Annotated in this window: 14 protein-coding genes; 6 read left to right on the forward strand and 8 right to left on the reverse strand. The window is 48.9% G+C overall.

Annotated features, from left to right (window positions below; all coding sequences use genetic code 11):
• Window positions 1-103 precede the first annotated feature (103 nt).
• The 4 genes from tal (at window position 104) to Pan161_RS01835 (ending at window position 5,471) form a co-directional block, all read left to right on the forward strand.
• Window positions 104-1,192 carry a transaldolase gene (gene tal / locus Pan161_RS01820; protein ID WP_145232473.1) on the forward strand — a complete coding sequence of 363 codons (1,089 nt, stop codon included), beginning with the start codon at window positions 104-106 and terminating at the stop codon, window positions 1,190-1,192.
• Between the two features lie 45 nt (window positions 1,193-1,237).
• The gene (pgi, locus tag Pan161_RS01825) at window positions 1,238-2,878 is read left to right on the forward strand and encodes a glucose-6-phosphate isomerase (RefSeq protein ID WP_145223903.1); all 1,641 of its coding nucleotides are present in this window, start codon (window positions 1,238-1,240) and stop codon (window positions 2,876-2,878) included.
• A gap of 95 nt (window positions 2,879-2,973) precedes the next feature.
• A complete protein-coding gene (gene tkt / locus Pan161_RS01830) occupies window positions 2,974-5,016 on the forward strand; it encodes a transketolase (protein WP_145223904.1) in 2,043 nt (680 codons plus the stop codon).
• Complete coding sequence (locus Pan161_RS01835; RefSeq protein ID WP_145223905.1) at window positions 5,016-5,471, forward strand: RpiB/LacA/LacB family sugar-phosphate isomerase; 456 nt, start codon at window positions 5,016-5,018, stop codon at window positions 5,469-5,471. Before tkt ends, Pan161_RS01835 begins: the two co-directional genes overlap by 1 nt.
• Before the next feature lie 937 nt (window positions 5,472-6,408).
• Here the strand turns inward: Pan161_RS01835 and Pan161_RS01840 are convergent.
• The 8 genes from Pan161_RS01840 to Pan161_RS01875 all read right to left on the reverse strand — a co-directional run bounded on the left by Pan161_RS01840 (window position 6,409) and on the right by Pan161_RS01875 (window position 14,156).
• Window positions 6,409-8,478: a glycogen debranching protein gene (locus Pan161_RS01840; protein WP_232103586.1), complete on the reverse strand. Its 2,070-nt coding sequence runs from the start codon at window positions 8,476-8,478 to the stop codon at window positions 6,409-6,411.
• 91 nt (window positions 8,479-8,569) lie between these two features.
• Entirely contained in the window at window positions 8,570-8,947 is a 378-nt protein-coding gene (locus Pan161_RS01845) for a SpoIIAA family protein (protein WP_145223907.1), read from the reverse strand.
• 129 nt (window positions 8,948-9,076) lie between these two features.
• Entirely contained in the window at window positions 9,077-9,262 is a 186-nt protein-coding gene (locus Pan161_RS01850) for a hypothetical protein (protein WP_145223908.1), read from the reverse strand.
• Between the two features lie 30 nt (window positions 9,263-9,292).
• Window positions 9,293-10,444 carry an APC family permease gene (locus Pan161_RS01855; protein WP_145223909.1) on the reverse strand — a complete coding sequence of 384 codons (1,152 nt, stop codon included), beginning with the start codon at window positions 10,442-10,444 and terminating at the stop codon, window positions 9,293-9,295.
• A 58-nt stretch (window positions 10,445-10,502) separates the two neighbouring features.
• Window positions 10,503-10,790 (reverse strand): hypothetical protein, encoded by a 288-nt coding sequence (locus Pan161_RS01860; protein ID WP_145223910.1) that lies wholly within the window; start codon window positions 10,788-10,790, stop codon window positions 10,503-10,505.
• Window positions 10,791-10,913: 123 nt separating this feature from the next.
• Window positions 10,914-11,390: a CBS domain-containing protein gene (locus Pan161_RS01865; RefSeq protein ID WP_145223911.1), complete on the reverse strand. Its 477-nt coding sequence runs from the start codon at window positions 11,388-11,390 to the stop codon at window positions 10,914-10,916.
• A gap of 72 nt (window positions 11,391-11,462) precedes the next feature.
• Window positions 11,463-12,437, reverse strand: coding sequence for a magnesium transporter CorA family protein (locus tag Pan161_RS01870; RefSeq protein ID WP_145223912.1), 975 nt, complete (start codon window positions 12,435-12,437; stop codon window positions 11,463-11,465).
• Window positions 12,438-12,704: 267 nt separating this feature from the next.
• The gene (locus Pan161_RS01875; protein ID WP_197995650.1) at window positions 12,705-14,156 is read right to left on the reverse strand and encodes a PAS domain S-box protein; all 1,452 of its coding nucleotides are present in this window, start codon (window positions 14,154-14,156) and stop codon (window positions 12,705-12,707) included.
• 528 nt (window positions 14,157-14,684) lie between these two features.
• Between Pan161_RS01875 and Pan161_RS30865 the strand changes: the two genes are divergently transcribed.
• Complete coding sequence (locus Pan161_RS30865) at window positions 14,685-15,038, forward strand: hypothetical protein (protein ID WP_232103587.1); 354 nt, start codon at window positions 14,685-14,687, stop codon at window positions 15,036-15,038.
• Window positions 15,039-15,044: 6 nt separating this feature from the next.
• On the forward strand, window positions 15,045-15,221 hold the full coding sequence (locus Pan161_RS30870; RefSeq protein ID WP_315851559.1) for a carbon storage regulator: 177 nt from the start codon (window positions 15,045-15,047) through the stop codon (window positions 15,219-15,221).
• The last annotated feature ends 410 nt before the right edge of the window (window positions 15,222-15,631 follow it).

Genomic DNA, 15,631 nt, shown 5'->3' on the forward strand with positions numbered 1-15,631 from the left:
CGGGGCCAACCTTCCAATGGTTGCGGGAATTAACGACAATAACAAATCGACTACCCGTATTTCAATCAACTCCTGAGTCCCCACCAAATTCGGAGGTAATATGATGAAAGCAACTCAAAAACTCCACGATCTGGGACAAAGTCTCTGGCTCGACAATATTACGCGCGAACTGCTCACCAGTGGAACGCTCCAGCGCTACATCGACGAACTTTCGGTGACCGGGTTGACCTCGAATCCAACGATTTTCGATCAGGCCATCAAGAGCAGTAAATCATACGATGCCTCGATCCACGCAAAGCTTAAAAAAGGTGAGGCGGGAGAGCAACTATTTTTTGAACTCGCGCTCGATGACATCACTCAGGCTGCTGATCTGTTTCGACCGGTTTGGGAGAAGACGAACGGCGTGGATGGGTGGGTTTCCCTGGAGGTGTCGCCGCTTCTCGCATATGACACTACCAGTACTCTAAAAGCGGCCAAGGATCTACATGCTCGCGCGGGGCGACCGAATGTTTTGATTAAAATTCCCGGCACCAAAGAAGGCCTTCCGGCGATCGAAGAGGCGATTTTCTCCGGAATCCCTGTCAACGTCACGCTGCTGTTCTCGAGTGAGCACTATGTAGCTGCTGCCGAGGCTTACCTGCGGGGCATTGAACGACGGATTGACGCGGGCCTTAATCCTGACGTCGGTTCCGTAACCTCATTATTCATCAGCCGCTGGGACCGTGCCGTAATCGACAAGGTCCCCGAATCACTGCAAAACCAGTTGGGCATCGCTATCGCCCAGCGCAGCTACAAAGCATATAGAGACTTGCTGAATTCGCCACGGTGGCAACGTGCCTGTAACGTTGGTGCCCGGCCGCAACGATTGCTCTGGGCAAGTACGGGAACCAAAGACCCTAATGCCTCTGACATTTTGTATATCAAGTCCCTTGCATCCCCTTTTACGGTGAATACGATGCCGGAGCAAACTTTGATCGCTTTTGCTGATCATGGTGAATTAGACCAGATGCTTCCGGTAGATGGCGGCGACTGCGAGGCTGTTTTAACGGAGTTTGCCAAGTTTGGAGTCGATAACAGCGCCCTGGCCACCCAGCTTCAGGATGAAGGAGCAAAGTCATTCGTGAAGTCCTGGAACGAACTCATGGCGGAAATTTCTGACAAAAGTGACTCACTTGTGAATGCCGATCTATGAAATTCATGACTTACGACTTAAACCGAAACGAATAGGTATACGAATATGACGATCAGTGCCCCATCACTTTCAGAGTGCGCGGCGTGGAAGAGCCTCGAAACCCACTATGAGGAGGTCCAGAACCTGCATCTCCGGAAGCTCTTTGCCGACGATCCCGCGCGCGGCGAGCGGTTGACGGTCGAGGCTCTGGGGCTCTATCTCGACTACTCGAAGAATCGTATCACTGATGAAACCTTCAAGCTTCTGTTGGAGCTGGCAGAAGAAACGGACTTGCGCGCACGGATTGACGCCATGTTTCGGGGTGACAAAATCAATCTGACAGAAAACCGGGCTGTTCTGCATGTGGCTTTGCGGGCACCAAAAGGGGCAAGCATTCTTGTGGACGGCGAAAATGTGGTTCCCCAAGTTCACGCCGTACTAGACAAGATGGTTGATTTCTCAAATCGGGTCCGGTGCGGCGAGTGGCTGGGCCACACCAGCCAGCGGATCCGCAACGTCATCAATATCGGTATCGGCGGCTCTGACCTCGGGCCGGTGATGGCGTACGAAGCACTCAAGTTTTACAGCGACCGCAATATAACTTTCCGGTTCGTTTCCAACGTCGACGGCACCGATCTGGCGGAAGCAACTCGCGACCTCGATCCGGCAGAAACATTGTTTATCATTTCCTCAAAAACCTTTACCACATCGGAAACGATGACCAATGCTCACAGTGCGCGCGACTGGTTGCTGGAAGGTCTCGGCGGTGATACAAAAGCGGTCGCTAAGCATTTTGTCGCCGTTTCGACGAATGCCACGAAAGTTTCGGAGTTCGGCATCGATACCGGAAATATGTTCGAGTTCTGGGACTGGGTCGGCGGACGCTATTCCATGGACTCAGCAATTGGTCTTTCGACGATGCTGGCGATTGGCTCTGAGTACTTTCTGGCGATGCTGGACGGCTTTCATCAGATGGACGAGCACTTCCGCACGGCGCCGTTCGAACAAAACTTGCCGGTGCTTTTAGGTCTGTTGACAATCTGGTACACCGACTTCTTCAACGCACAGACCGTGGCCATCCTGCCTTATGAACAGTATCTGAAGCGATTCCCGGCCTATCTGCAGCAATTGACGATGGAGAGTAGCGGAAAACATGTCACGCTCAATGGGACCCACGTTGATTACGACACCGGGCCGATTTACTGGGGTGAACCAGGCACCAACGGCCAGCATTCATTTTACCAGTTAATTCATCAGGGCACCCGGCTCATCCCTTGCGACTTCATCGCGTTTGGCCAACCACTCAACCCGCTCGGGCGGCATCACGATATGCTCCTGGCGAACGTCTTCGCTCAAGCTGAGACGCTGGCCTTTGGTAAGACGTCCGAGCAGGTCCAGGCGGAGGGCACGGCGGACTGGCTTGTGCCTCATCGGGTATTCGAAGGCAACCGCCCGTCGAACACGATCCTCCTTGAGCGACTCACGCCGGAAACACTCGGTAAGCTGATCGCGCTCTACGAACATTCAGTTTTCACCCAGGGCGCTATCTGGAATATCGACTCGTTCGACCAGTGGGGTGTCGAGCTCGGCAAGGCGATGGCTCAGCGTATTACTCCGGAGCTTGAGAGCCAGACAGAACCAGAACTCAATCACGATTCCTCAACGAATTGTCTCATTCGTTGCTACAGGAAGCTTAAGAAGAACTGAGAGCTTTCTGGATTTGATCAGTTACTGCGTCCGCAGCGTTTGTGTGTGCAGTGAATAAAACTAATTTAAAATCGAATTTTTAAAGGCTGTTACATATGACCCCCTCCGCTATTTCTCCAGAGTCTCTGGACGAGCTTTGTGTTAATACGTTGCGTCTTCTGGCGGTGGATATGGTGCAGAAGGCTGGATCAGGCCATCCGGGCCTGCCACTGGGGTCTGCCGCTATGGCCTATACTTTGTGGGACCGCTTTCTCCGGTTCAATCCGGCCGATCCGAACTGGCCTGACCGCGATCGCTTTGTGCTCTCAGCCGGCCACGGCAGCGCGCTACTCTACGCGATGCTTCATGTTACCGGATTTGATCTGCCACTGGATGAACTGAAACGCTTTCGGCAGTGGGGCAGCCGAACCGCGGGGCATCCGGAGCACGGAATGACTCCGGGAGTGGAAGCCACCACCGGTCCGTTGGGTCAGGGGTTTGCCAACGCTGTCGGGATGGCGATTGTTGAGACCCATCTGGCGGCCCGGTTCAACCGGCCGGATCACACTATCGTGGATCACTTTACTTACGTCCTCGCCAGTGACGGCGACCTGATGGAAGGCATCTCCTCGGAAGCCGGTTCCCTGGCCGGCCACCTCGGGCTGGGGAAGTTAGTCGTCCTATATGCCGACAATCACATCACGATCGAAGGGGACACGGAACTCACCTTCACCGAAGACCGCGGGGCTCGCTTCGCTGCCTTCGGCTGGCAGATCCAGCATGTCGCGGATGGCAACGACCTCGCGTCCGTCGCTCATGCGATTCAGGCAGCGCGGGACGAGAAAGACCGGCCTTCGCTGATCGCCGTTCGCACACACATCGGCTATGGAAGCCCGCACAAGCAGGACTCTGCAGCGGCCCATGGCGAGCCTTTGGGCGAGGATGAAGTGCGTCTGACCAAGGAGCGTCTGGGCTGGCCGACAGAATCATCTTTTCATCTCCCCCCGGACGCCCTGGACCATTTCCGGCAGGCAGTCACCAGGGGAAAGACATGGCAGGCTGAATGGGCGGCTTGTTTTGAGGCGTATGGGAAGGCGTATCCCGATCTGGCCCAGGAGTTCGACCGGGTCATGCGCGGAGAGCTTCCTGCAGGCTGGGACGCGGCCCTGCCGACTTTCCCGTCAGAGAAAGGGCCGCTGGCAACCCGTGCCGCATCGGGTCAGTGTATTAACGCTCTTGCACCGGGCTTGCCCGAGTTGATGGGCGGTTCCGCCGACCTGGCCCCCAGCACACAAACGTTCATGGAGGGGGTCGGCACCTTTCAGTCGAATGAGCGAGCGGGACGGAACATGCATTTCGGCATCCGCGAGCACTCCATGGGGGCGATCCTCAACGGCATGGCGCTGCACCACGGACTTATTCCCTACGGTGCCACATTTCTGATTTTCAGCGATTACATGCGACCACCTATCCGGCTGGCGGCGATGAATCATCTGCCGGTGATTTACGTTTTCACCCACGACAGTATCGGTATGGGTGAGGACGGTTCGACTCATCAACCGGTCGAGCAACTCCTCTGTCTGCGTTCCATTCCAAGTCTGTTTGTTATCCGTCCTGCCGACGCCAACGAGACCGTTGCCGCCTGGCGTATCGCCGTTGGTCGCCGGAATGGTCCGGTGGCGTTGGTGTTGACCAGACAGAAACTCCCTGTCCTTGATCCGAATGATTATCAGAGTGTCCCGGTTGGGGTATCGCACGGCGGTTATGTTCTGGCGGACGCTGCCGGGGATGAAACCCCCGATCTGATCCTCGTGGGGACGGGGTCTGAAGTTCATCTTGCACTGGAAGCTCGGAAGGTTCTGGCCGGTGAAGGAGTCCGCGCACAGGTTGTCAGCCTGCCCTGCTGGGAATTGTTCATGACTCAACCGGAGACACACCGGCATCAGGTCATCATCCCCGGTGTACCTCTACTTTCCATCGAGGCCGGCTCGACTTTGGGTTGGGAGTCATATTTTAGCCCCCAGACCGCCGCGATCGGCGTCGATCACTTTGGTGCATCGGCGCCGGGAGAGGTCGTGATGCGGGAATACGGTTTCACAGTCGAAAACGTCTGCGAGCGGGCGAGGGCCTTGCTGCAGCAACCGAAGGAGAGGCGATAATGCGTATCGGACTGGCCGCCGACCATGGCGGATTTGCGCTCAAGGGAGAGATCATCGCGTTCCTGCGGGATGCGGGCCATGAGGTGGTAGACTTCGGCGCACGCGACTTGACGCCCGAGGATGATTACCCTGATTACATCGTGCCTCTGGCACGGGCAGTGGCAAAAGGCGAAGTCGAACGGGGAGTTGCATTCTGCGGCAGCGGCGTCGGTGCGTCCATCGCTGCTAACAAGGTGCCCGGTGTTCGTGCTGGACTGATCCACGACGGCTACTCCGCCCACCAGGGAGTCGAGGACGACGACATGAACGTTCTCTGTCTGGGTAGTCGCGTGATTGGCGTTGAACTCGCCAAAGAACTGGTACACTTCTTTCTGAATGCGAATTTCAGCGGTTATGAGAGACACCGACGAAGATTGGATAAAGTTGCCGCGCTGGAACGTGAAAATCTCCTTTGAAGATCGAATGACCAAGCGAGTCGTCGCTGGTCGAAAAACGTAATGCTGATTGTAAAGGTTTCGTCTGCATCTGGCAGTGGGTTGGGGCCAATGTGTTGGCTTTTGTTATTTCATCTGTAACGGTTTTCTACTTGAGTATTTTGTGTGGTGGCGTTTGTCGTGCTGCTGATCGCCACGTTTAACAAGCTGCATGCAAAATAATGGTGTGTTTCACGACCCACCTGTGATGTGATCTGTTAAGTATTCTCATGAAAAGATAGCACCAGAGCGTGCTCCGGTGGGTTTAAATAGTCGATTCTGAAAGCCGTAGCCAAGTTCATGCTTTGAAGTGCTCGACTCATTATGCGAACGACTGCATAGTCAACAGAAACACGACAAGCAGAAATTGTACAATCTAGACAAGCCAGAGGTCGTCTGAATCAGCAAGGAAAAGGCTTACAAGCGTTGCGAAATTCGGTCAGGAAGTATTCTATTGCGATAAGCCATTGGGGAAACTGGACTGTGGACGTTCAGTTGTGCTAAGACAATCCGTACGATGGGCCATATACTCTGTTCGGCATTGGACAGGGTAGAAGCTAATAGGGGAGTGAAAGTGAGTGATGCGTAATTGGACAAGGGGTATCGCGGTCATGGCCACGCTGGGGAAGCGACTATACATATTGCGGGGAGTAGCAACCGGGGTGTGAGTCGGACGAAGCAGAAACGCCTTCGTCATCGCAGTGCGGCGGAGCCGGTGAATAGTCACATGAACTCAAATGCGCGTCTGAAACGCTGCTTCCTCATGGTCTATCAACACAATGAGGAGTTTTTTAAAGACGACCATTTAACTGCGTGATTGACAATCAATAGTTTGGTAATCTGAAAGTATTCATAACCAGATTTTCTGCTTTGCCAGTGATGTGCTTATTACCGCATAGCCTTAAGCGCGTGGCAAATCTCAAGATCGTAGGAGAACGGCAATTGAGTGACTGCCGACGTCATAATAAGGGGTTTCCAAAGTTATTGATGGTTTCTCCACAATATCTTCGGGTGTATCGAGCGATGTATCTATCACTCTCATCCATTGCCCTGCAAAGCCTTCGTGGATCCCAAACTTTAATGTTTGTGAGCTTGCATTGATCATCACATATAAATCGTTATCATGCTGCGAACTGCCGTGTAAACAATAGGCCAGCGAATGCGATTCGGACGACATGTCGACCATTCGTTTCACCCCATACCAATGAATATCATTTCGCCAAAATCTCGAACGGCAGATGGAGGGATGTGTGCGGCGAAACTGAATCATCATTTTGAAGAAACGAAAGATTTCATGGTTATCTTCAAGCCGTTGCCAATCGAGCCAGGTAGTTTCGTTATCTTGATTGTAGGGGTTACTGTTGCCATGTTGAGTCTGCAAAAATTCGTCGCCCATGCGAAACATTGGTGTGCCTTCAGAAAGCATCAGCAGACAAAAAAAGTTCTTGACCTGTTGTTTTCGTAGCTGCATCACATCTACCGGGACTTCATCGTCTCCTTCCCAACCGCAGTTCCAACTGAAGTCATCGTGACCATCCATGTTGCAATGCCCGTTTGTCCAATTATTTTTGTGATTGAAGGAGACCAAATCATAGAGAGTAAAACCGTCATGAGAAGTCACATAATTGATACCTTGATAAGGGTGGTATGCATGTACGAGGTCATCGGGAAAAGAGTCCGAGCTGCCGTAGATCCGCGTCATGAAATCTGGAACATTGCCCGCTTCGCCGCGCACGAATCGCTGAATCGTATCACGGTAAGCTGCGTTCCACTGCATCCACTTTGTTCCGGGAAAATTGCGGCCCAATTGGTACGCGCCGCCTGCATCCCATGGTTCACCGATCAAACGCACATGAGCCAGATCGGCGTCTGCGGCTATCTGGCCAAAGATCGGTGGATCAGTCGTGTTGATCGAGCCATCAGAATTTCGGGTAAAGACTGAAGCCAAGTCAAAACGAAAACCATCAACATGCATCTCTCGTACCCAATATCGTAGGCTTTCCAGCAATAATCGTCTGACAGCGCGGTTTGCTGTGTGCAACGTGTTACCTGTGCCGCTAAAATTTGAATATGGGTAATTCGGATCACCAGTAACCATGTAATAGGTTGAGTTGTCAATCCCTTTAAAGCTATACGTCGGACCAAGTTGATTCCCTTCACAAGTATGGTTGTAGACCACATCTAAAATTACCTCAATACCAGCAGCATGAAGCGATTCAACCATTTCGCGAAATTCGACCAACTGGCAACATGGTTCGGTTCCGCTAGAATATCCGTCATGCGGTGAGAAAAAATTCAGCGGCATGTATCCCCAATAGTTTCCATCGTCCGGATCAAACTGATAGACAGGCATCAGTTCAACAGCCGTGACACCCAGTTCTTGTAGGTAAGGAATCTTATCGATCACGCCTCGAAACGTACCGCGATGCTCTTCATCTACTTCTGAACTAGGGTCTCTGGTGAAACCGCGCACGTGCATCTCATAGATCACCAAATCAGATTCGTGATGTGGCAGTTTGAAAGGCTTTGAATGATCAATACATACTATAGGATCTAATAATATTCCTAGCGGAGCACGTCCAGCGTTAGAGCCTGGATTGATCGCTGCAGAGCGATCAAAATCGGGTGGAAAAAAAACGGCCCTTGCGTAGGGATCAAGCAGGATTTTCTCTGGGTCGAATGTGTGCCAATTAAAGCCAGCCGCAGGTGAAGGCCCGCCCACTTGATAGGCGTAGAACTTCGCATTCTCAGCCTCTTCCAAGGGCACACGACAATGCCAGATTGGACCTGACTTATTTTTAAGATAGTCGAGGGACTTTTGGTAGACAGGACGACTCCATTGATCCTGTTTGTAAAGTAAGAGGGTCACGCTATCCGCATGCTTTGAATAAATCGCAAAGTTGTACGCACGTTTGCCATCACCCCACGAGACTCCCAGCGGATACGGACTCCCCTCTACGCTCTCCCAGTTCAAAATATTATCATCCATTTGTTTCATCCCGTTAATGATGAGACCCTGTGCGACAATCAGTGAGTGGGATCAAACCTATTGTGGCAAACTGAGAAACTAAAAACGGTCTCTAGTTTTCTAGAATCCATGTCTCTGCATCTTCGGCTTGGCTTTGGTCGAAGTATTGTATTTTTGCTTTTGTGAATGGCCGACAAAACACTGCCATTCCGTGTTCCCAAGATTTTTCGCCAATCATCGCAATCTTTTTAATGTCTTTGAAATGCTTGAGATCGAACTTTATGTCTTCCCACAATGCGCCAGCTGTCCATCCGTGAAAGTCTTCCATTTCGAATAGAATCCGTAACTTACCATATTTGCTGATCCACTGTTCTACTTGTGGGGTGAATAGTTCGTAATCTTCTTTCGTTAGCTTGCCACTCACATGAACTCGGACCACATTGGTAGCTGAGTCTGCTTGTAGGTCAATTTCGTGGAATTTAATAGTCATGGCTTTCTCCTTCATTCTTATGATTAAAAGAATACATTACAAACTCTTAAATTGTATGTTAATTAAAACGGCAAACCTATCACAGTGGTTTGTCCACTATCGCAGCATCGTCAACAGTATGTTCGTTCCTCAGTCACCCCCATGCTGGTCAACCTTATTATCACCTCCCGTCGGCGGAAATGAATTCAGGCATTCACGCCGACAAAAAGCGACTTCAATAATCACGATCGTTAAGAAAAAACCACCTAGCCAGAGGAACATTTCGCGGCCTTCATTCCACAAATGCAATATCAGCAGGCTAACGGTTATCAGCATCAGTACAATACCTAGCAGAATAATCCAGGCTCAGGTTAGCAACAGAAACCGCAATCGAAACCATACAGAAACCGCAATCGAAACCAACAAAAACGTCATACTTGAAAACAAGGCAATGAATTCCAGGCTGCCGAGTATGGTGAATGCTCCAGCTAAAACCGTCAATAAAACGATTGCGATCCATGGCACATCCGTTCGGCTTCGAAACGAGAATGAATGGGGCATGCGGTTTTCAGTCGCCATCTCGGCCATCATACGTGATGCACCGAATGCGGTTGCATTCACAGCTGATGATGTTGCCAACAGAGCTGCAAGGTCAACCAATATCCCACCAGCATTTCCCAGCGCAGGCTCCGCAGCAACAGCCAGTGCATATTCTTCAGCAGCAGCAATTTCGCTGGGTGTCAAATTACCGACAGCAATAACAGCAACACCAAAGTAAATCAGCGAAGTGATGGCAATGGAACCGTAAATACCCCATGGTATATTGCGTTCTGCATTTTCAGTCTCCATAACCGCGTTAGTAATCAGTTGAAATCCCTCGAATGCGACAAAGATCATCGCTCCAGCAATGAATACAGATGGAACCCCCTTCTCAAATACCGGAAATAAATGATCCTGCTTGACCGAGAAGATTCCAGCGACGGCAAATAGGCTAAGTAGAATGACTTTCGTGAATACAATGATGACTTCGGTATTTCCACTCGACTTCACACCTTGCAGATTGATCAACATGAAAAAGAGAAGGACTCCCGCTGAAAGCACAATTCGGACGGCCTGTGAATCGGAACTGCCCAGTAAATGTGCTCCATAGGCACCAAATGTATAAGCATAGAGTGCGAGGGTTCCGACATAACCAATAACGACTGTCCAGCCAACAATTCCGGCAAAATTTGGATGTCCTGGAAACGCTCGATCAAGATAGGTAAAACTTGCACCGTCACTATGGAACCCGAGAGCTAGCTTGACATAAGAGTATCCCGCTGCGAGTGCCACGAAACTACCTACAAGAAATGCGAGTGGTGCGGCATGGCCTGAAATTTTAACAGCCATCCCAAGTACCGAAAAAATGCCACCACCAATCATTCCACCGATGCCCATCGCTAGTAGTTCGGGTAAGCCGAGCTTCTGAGTCTGTTTTTGGTTCGCAGTGGCTTGTATCTTATTTAGATAGTTGATCATAATATATCTATTGAGTTGTCGTCATTTATTGCAGATACTTGATTAGCATAATTCGGTCTTAATGTTTGCTGAGTTCATAGACGTAGAGGATCGGAATCACCAACAGGAAAAACCATCCTATAATATCGAGCAGCACAGGAGGCGAGTCTCGTAGTATTCCGCGAGTCAACCCCGTTTTGGACAATACCTCTCTCTTCCAAATGATGACCAATCCTGGTATCGAAAACAAGGTGGCAAACGCCGCTTCGAATAAACGATTGTCTGAAAAGTCTCCTACGACGGCACCTAAAATTCCATTCACTATCATCACGACAACAGCTAATAATTTTTCTTTTGTCAGCGGCATATGTCGATCCTTTCCAATGTTTTCAAGTCGATAGTATTATGAACGATACCCATCAGACAGGATAAGTTTCCATGTGGCATGTTAGGATTGATCTTCATTGCCTTAACAGGATCCAATCAGTACTTATAACAAATCTCCCTCTTTCAAAGCCAACAAGTGTTGGATGAGATCGACGATTGTAATATCTGTGATGACTCGCTTATGTGAGTCGACAACCGGAATCTCTTTCACATTCGCTGCAAGCATTCGGCGTGTGACGACTCCGATTTCTTCTTCAGCGGTCGCACAAATTGGCTGCTTTCGCATGATGTCACCCGCGGTCTCTCGCGAAAGCAACCCGATCAAGGAACGCGCGTGAATCGTTGGTTCGTAATCTTGGTCGAAAACATGGCGGGTCAGCGCACTCAAAGAGATTGTACCTACGAGTTCCTTCCGATCATTTACGACGTTCAACATACGGCTGTGCCGGCAGTCCACGATGGTGGACATCACATCTTCGATTGACGCGTTCTCCGGGACCACTGGCAAATCGCGGGGGCCGAGCCCTTTAATGACTTCGCTAATACGAATCTTACTGGTCTTATTATCAAGTAAACTCATTGCTATTGACTTTCAAGATTGTGACTACTATCGGTGGCTTAGCCTACACGAAATTATTCTTCGCAAAATGTATTATTGAAACCACCCACGTCGGTAGAAATTCCATAACATTCCGACGGCAAGCAGTAACATCAGGCTCACTACCGCAGGGTAGGCATAGGGCCAACCGAGTTCAGGCATCTTCTGAAAATTCATGCCGTAAATACCGGTAATCAATGTCAATGGTAAAAAAATTGTTGAGGTCACAGTTAGCAGTCGTAACCGGTCGGTCGTCTTATCCTGCAGATTGAGTTGATATTGATGTTCGATCGCACTCAGGTGAGCGAGCTGCCGACCAATCACACGGGATGCATGTTCCAAATGCAAGAATGCATCGCGAAAGTATTCGTGCAATTCTGAAACGCTGAACGATTCGGAGTCGATCGTTTGCAACGAACTGACGCAGTACAGTTGATCTTCGAATGTAGCTGCTAGCCGTGTCAATTGGCGTTTCAACGGGAGAGTTTCTTCTGTCAACTTCTTGTCGAAATTGTCATCGAGTAACTGATCCAGCCGGTCGATGACATCACGCGTTTTTAACGTGAACATCATATCTTCGTCAATCACATGATCGAGAATCTGGTACAGAATTGCCGACGTGTTTTCGCCGTGAAAACGCATGCCGTCACTATAGCGTTCGATGATTTGCTGCAACGCGGGGATATCGGCCTCGTGTATTGTGATGATGATTCGAGGTAGGCAAATAATCCATAAAAATGTGCGTTCTTCAGTATCCCATGCCGTGTGGATTGGCAAGGCAATAAAGAGCGACTTTCCATATACGGCCAGTAAAGAAGCGGGAGTTGGATCCAAACACGCTTCAATTGCCAGCGGATGCACGCCGATCGATTCAAGCAACGATTGCAGTGACACTGTGTCACGATGGTCCTTGTTAATCCAACAAGGTGGCGCTGTCGCTTCTTGAGGATGTCGACTGTTGACATCAGTCAATTTGCACCGATTTAAGCAACGTTCCGGCATGAGTTGAAATATCTGCTCGGTCTTCATGGCTTCACCGCCAATATAATCTAATTTCTATCGGTACCCACGTGTCATTGATGTCGTACCTGACCGCTTTCATGGCTTTCCGGACATAGATTGACAGACAACCTGTTAAAGTTAGAAATTCTTGTGGGTCCACAATTAAGTTATTATAACAAAACATTGATAACCTAAATTCGATAAGGTAACTGCTACGAATCCACCTCCTGGTCTGAGTATCCACTTGAATTCTGTCAGCAAGTGGAGAAATTCTTCTGTATCAGCAAAATTATTTCAGGAAGTTTCATCAGAAATATTTGATTCTTCTAATTCAAGGGGGGCGCTAATACGTGCGATTGTCCCTTGACCATTCGAAGATTCCAGCCAAAACTTTCCTTGAATGAGTGATAAGCGAAATTCAATATTACTGAGACCGATTCCGCCGACGTCTGAGATCTGGTGTTCGAACTGCTGGGGATCAAATCCGATTCCTTTATCAGAGACGATGATTTCAATTTCCTGGTTCGAAAGAAGACCCATACGGACCTGTGCCTCAGTCATTTGAGAATGCTTGACGATATTAAATAATAACTCGCGGATACATTCATATAAAACGATGTCTATCAACTCATTTCGAGGATTGGCTCGGCGATCAAGATCCAACGTGACGGTTAAGTTATACCGTGCTTTCATACGATGGGACAACCACTCCAATGCTGTCGCCAGTCCTTCCTCGTGCAGTGCTACGGGATTTAACTCCGCCGTTAATGACCGTGTAAGTTCGATGCCTTGACTCAGCAGTTCATCCGCGCGTTCCAGAGTCTGTTTGATGGCTTCAACGGGTGTATCATTCTTTGCGATCTCCAGGTGGATGCGAACGCCGACCAGCAACTGTTGCAGCTGATCGTGCAGAAGATTCGCCAGTTGACGACGTTCTTGTTGTCCTGCGATTGCAATGGCTCTGGTCAATTTTTTCTGTTTTTGTTCTGCCCGTTTGCGTTCGCTAATATCGACTATAATACCAGCAAAGATACCGAATTGAGGCAGATCGGTAACTGAGAGTTCAATCGGGAAGATTGTTCCATCGCGTCGGCAGCCTTTCAGTTCACGCCTGGCTCCCACGATATCTGATATACCCGTTTCCAGATAGTCGGAGAGGTACTGATCGTACTGTTTCCGAGTGGGAAGGCGAGTGAGTAAACTGACATTTTTATTGATAATTTCACTCGCAGAATAGCCAAACATTTTCTCAGCCGCCGGATTAAAAGTTCTAATCAGTCCTCTGCGGTTGATTGTCACTATTCCCTCGATGGCTGCTTCCATGATGGCTTTGAGTTTTGCCTGTATGTGACGTAATTCATTGGAGATGGTATGATTTTGAAGAATCCGTTTTAAGGATGATCGAAATAAAGCTGGATCAATGGGTTTCACAAAATAATCGGCAATCCCATTACGAAATGCAATGATCATATTCTCAATTCTGGATTGCGACGTGATCACCAATAACTCTGCATTGGGGGCCAGTTGTTGTAGCTTGGGGAGGAACTCATCAGTTCTTCCGTCGGGCAGTTCGTGTTCGAGAATGATTAGAAAATAGTCGGACCAGTTATCTCGATCCATCATCTGAGCAATCGTTTCCGCGGAATCAATACGATAATTATCACTCGAGAGGATCTGTATAATCTGTGCACGTGATTCCGAGTCTGCTTCTACCAGTAAAATGGGCAAGCCCTGTACATCGCGCATGACGCTCATCTCAATTCTGAAAGTGGTTCCCGAACGGCATTTTGCCCCCCACAAAGTACTCTTCAACATAACCATTGGCTATGTTGAAGTAAATGCCGAAGAGACTCTCGATTGACCAGATAATACTTAGTGCATTGTCAAGCTTGAAATTGAGAGTTGACGATGTGGTTTACGTGCTCCGTTGTCGCACTGTCTTGAAATTGATCATCCTCAGATTCAAAAAGACACTTCACTAGGGGATTTCCCCATTAAAGATTGGTCAATTTTCCGGTTTTCGAAAGACTACAGCTTCGGTAATGTGATACTCGATAAAAGATTCATTTGCGAACGTAGCGTGGTGATGTTGCTCGTGAGTAGATAACACAATCTTAGAATTCAATAGCGACCATTTTTGTAGTGATAGTCGGATCACGCCGGAGACACATTGACTGGGAGATCAGTGTGAACGAATTTTGTGACCATGACGGACAGGGATGTTTTTGAGCAGTGGTTTGGTTCAGATGAAAACTCTATTTCCAGGAAAACAAGATGATGAAAACCACAGGAAGCGGGCCTCTACCAGAAAAAATTCAGGATAATGCCCGATTTCAGAATAAAGCGTCGTGGGCAGCCGAAGAAGAGGTATTAGATCATACCCTCATCGCCGATTTGTCGAATGAACAAATCCATCAGATGACGCGCGAGGAATTGGTACGAGTGATTCTGGCTGCCAAACTAGATTTTTTGGATCTGGGTGGTCAGCATCGAGTGTCCTGTTTCGATCGCGTCATATTGGAACGACTGGCATATTTAGCTCGTTTTTGTTGTCAGAATCAGATGTCGCGTACATTCAAATCACGGAAAGAAGGCCATGCTTGTTCTAACACGAAAAAAAATGAATAGATCCAGATTGCTGATGATATTGTATTGACGGTAGTCAGGATACGGGGAGGAAAAGTGAAATTGGGAATAGAATGTCCTCGCAAAATACCGATTCGTCGAAATGAGGTTCCAATAGAAACTTTAGTTGAACCTGAAACTTTGCTGGCACTGCAGTTCGGCAAGCAGGAACAGATAATTCTTTAGGTAGTCTCTTGCAGATGGATTGATTCTGGTTTTATGCCAGAGGTAAGCAGTGTGCAGAATATTAGATTTATCGGAAATTTCCTGAGGTTAGCAGTAGGGTAATCCTGCATCGGCTTTTAGCGGATTCTCTGATTTATACTCAGTCAAGGTTTGTTACGAAGTATCTGAATTTAATGGGAATGCTCTATCAAACTTAAAAGAGACTCGATATGGCTAAGTCGATTAGGAGAGAATGCATAAACGAAGAGTCATTGTTGTTGATTCAACAGCTTGTTGTATCTTGAAGGTTTACACTAGTTTGAAGGAGGAGAATTACAATGACCACTACACCAGCCGTAAGAGGGACAGCCACAAGACCAGAGCAATCATTAGCAAGGTCTGGTCCGTTTGGGGGGCGGGCGCCATTTTGG

Origin of the sequence: Gimesia algae (genome assembly GCF_007746795.1) — a bacterium.
GTDB classification, from domain to species: domain Bacteria; phylum Planctomycetota; class Planctomycetia; order Planctomycetales; family Planctomycetaceae; genus Gimesia; species Gimesia algae.

Bases quoted from the DNA above. Each gene is read 5' to 3' on its own strand.
- tal (WP_145232473.1), top strand. From the start codon at position 104: ATGAAAGCAACTCAAAAACTCCACGATCTGGGACAAAGTCTCTGGCTC.
- pgi (WP_145223903.1), top strand. From the start codon at position 1,238: ATGACGATCAGTGCCCCATCACTTTCAGAGTGCGCGGCGTGGAAGAGC.
- tkt (WP_145223904.1), top strand. From the start codon at position 2,974: ATGACCCCCTCCGCTATTTCTCCAGAGTCTCTGGACGAGCTTTGTGTT.
- Pan161_RS01835 (WP_145223905.1), top strand. From the start codon at position 5,016: ATGCGTATCGGACTGGCCGCCGACCATGGCGGATTTGCGCTCAAGGGA.
- Pan161_RS01840 (WP_232103586.1), bottom strand. From the start codon at position 8,478: ATGGATGATAATATTTTGAACTGGGAGAGCGTAGAGGGGAGTCCGTAT.
- Pan161_RS01845 (WP_145223907.1), bottom strand. From the start codon at position 8,947: ATGACTATTAAATTCCACGAAATTGACCTACAAGCAGACTCAGCTACC.
- Pan161_RS01850 (WP_145223908.1), bottom strand. From the start codon at position 9,262: ATGCTGATAACCGTTAGCCTGCTGATATTGCATTTGTGGAATGAAGGC.
- Pan161_RS01855 (WP_145223909.1), bottom strand. From the start codon at position 10,444: ATGATCAACTATCTAAATAAGATACAAGCCACTGCGAACCAAAAACAG.
- Pan161_RS01860 (WP_145223910.1), bottom strand. From the start codon at position 10,790: ATGCCGCTGACAAAAGAAAAATTATTAGCTGTTGTCGTGATGATAGTG.
- Pan161_RS01865 (WP_145223911.1), bottom strand. From the start codon at position 11,390: ATGAGTTTACTTGATAATAAGACCAGTAAGATTCGTATTAGCGAAGTC.
- Pan161_RS01870 (WP_145223912.1), bottom strand. From the start codon at position 12,437: ATGAAGACCGAGCAGATATTTCAACTCATGCCGGAACGTTGCTTAAAT.
- Pan161_RS01875 (WP_197995650.1), bottom strand. From the start codon at position 14,156: ATGCGCGATGTACAGGGCTTGCCCATTTTACTGGTAGAAGCAGACTCG.
- Pan161_RS30865 (WP_232103587.1), top strand. From the start codon at position 14,685: ATGATGAAAACCACAGGAAGCGGGCCTCTACCAGAAAAAATTCAGGAT.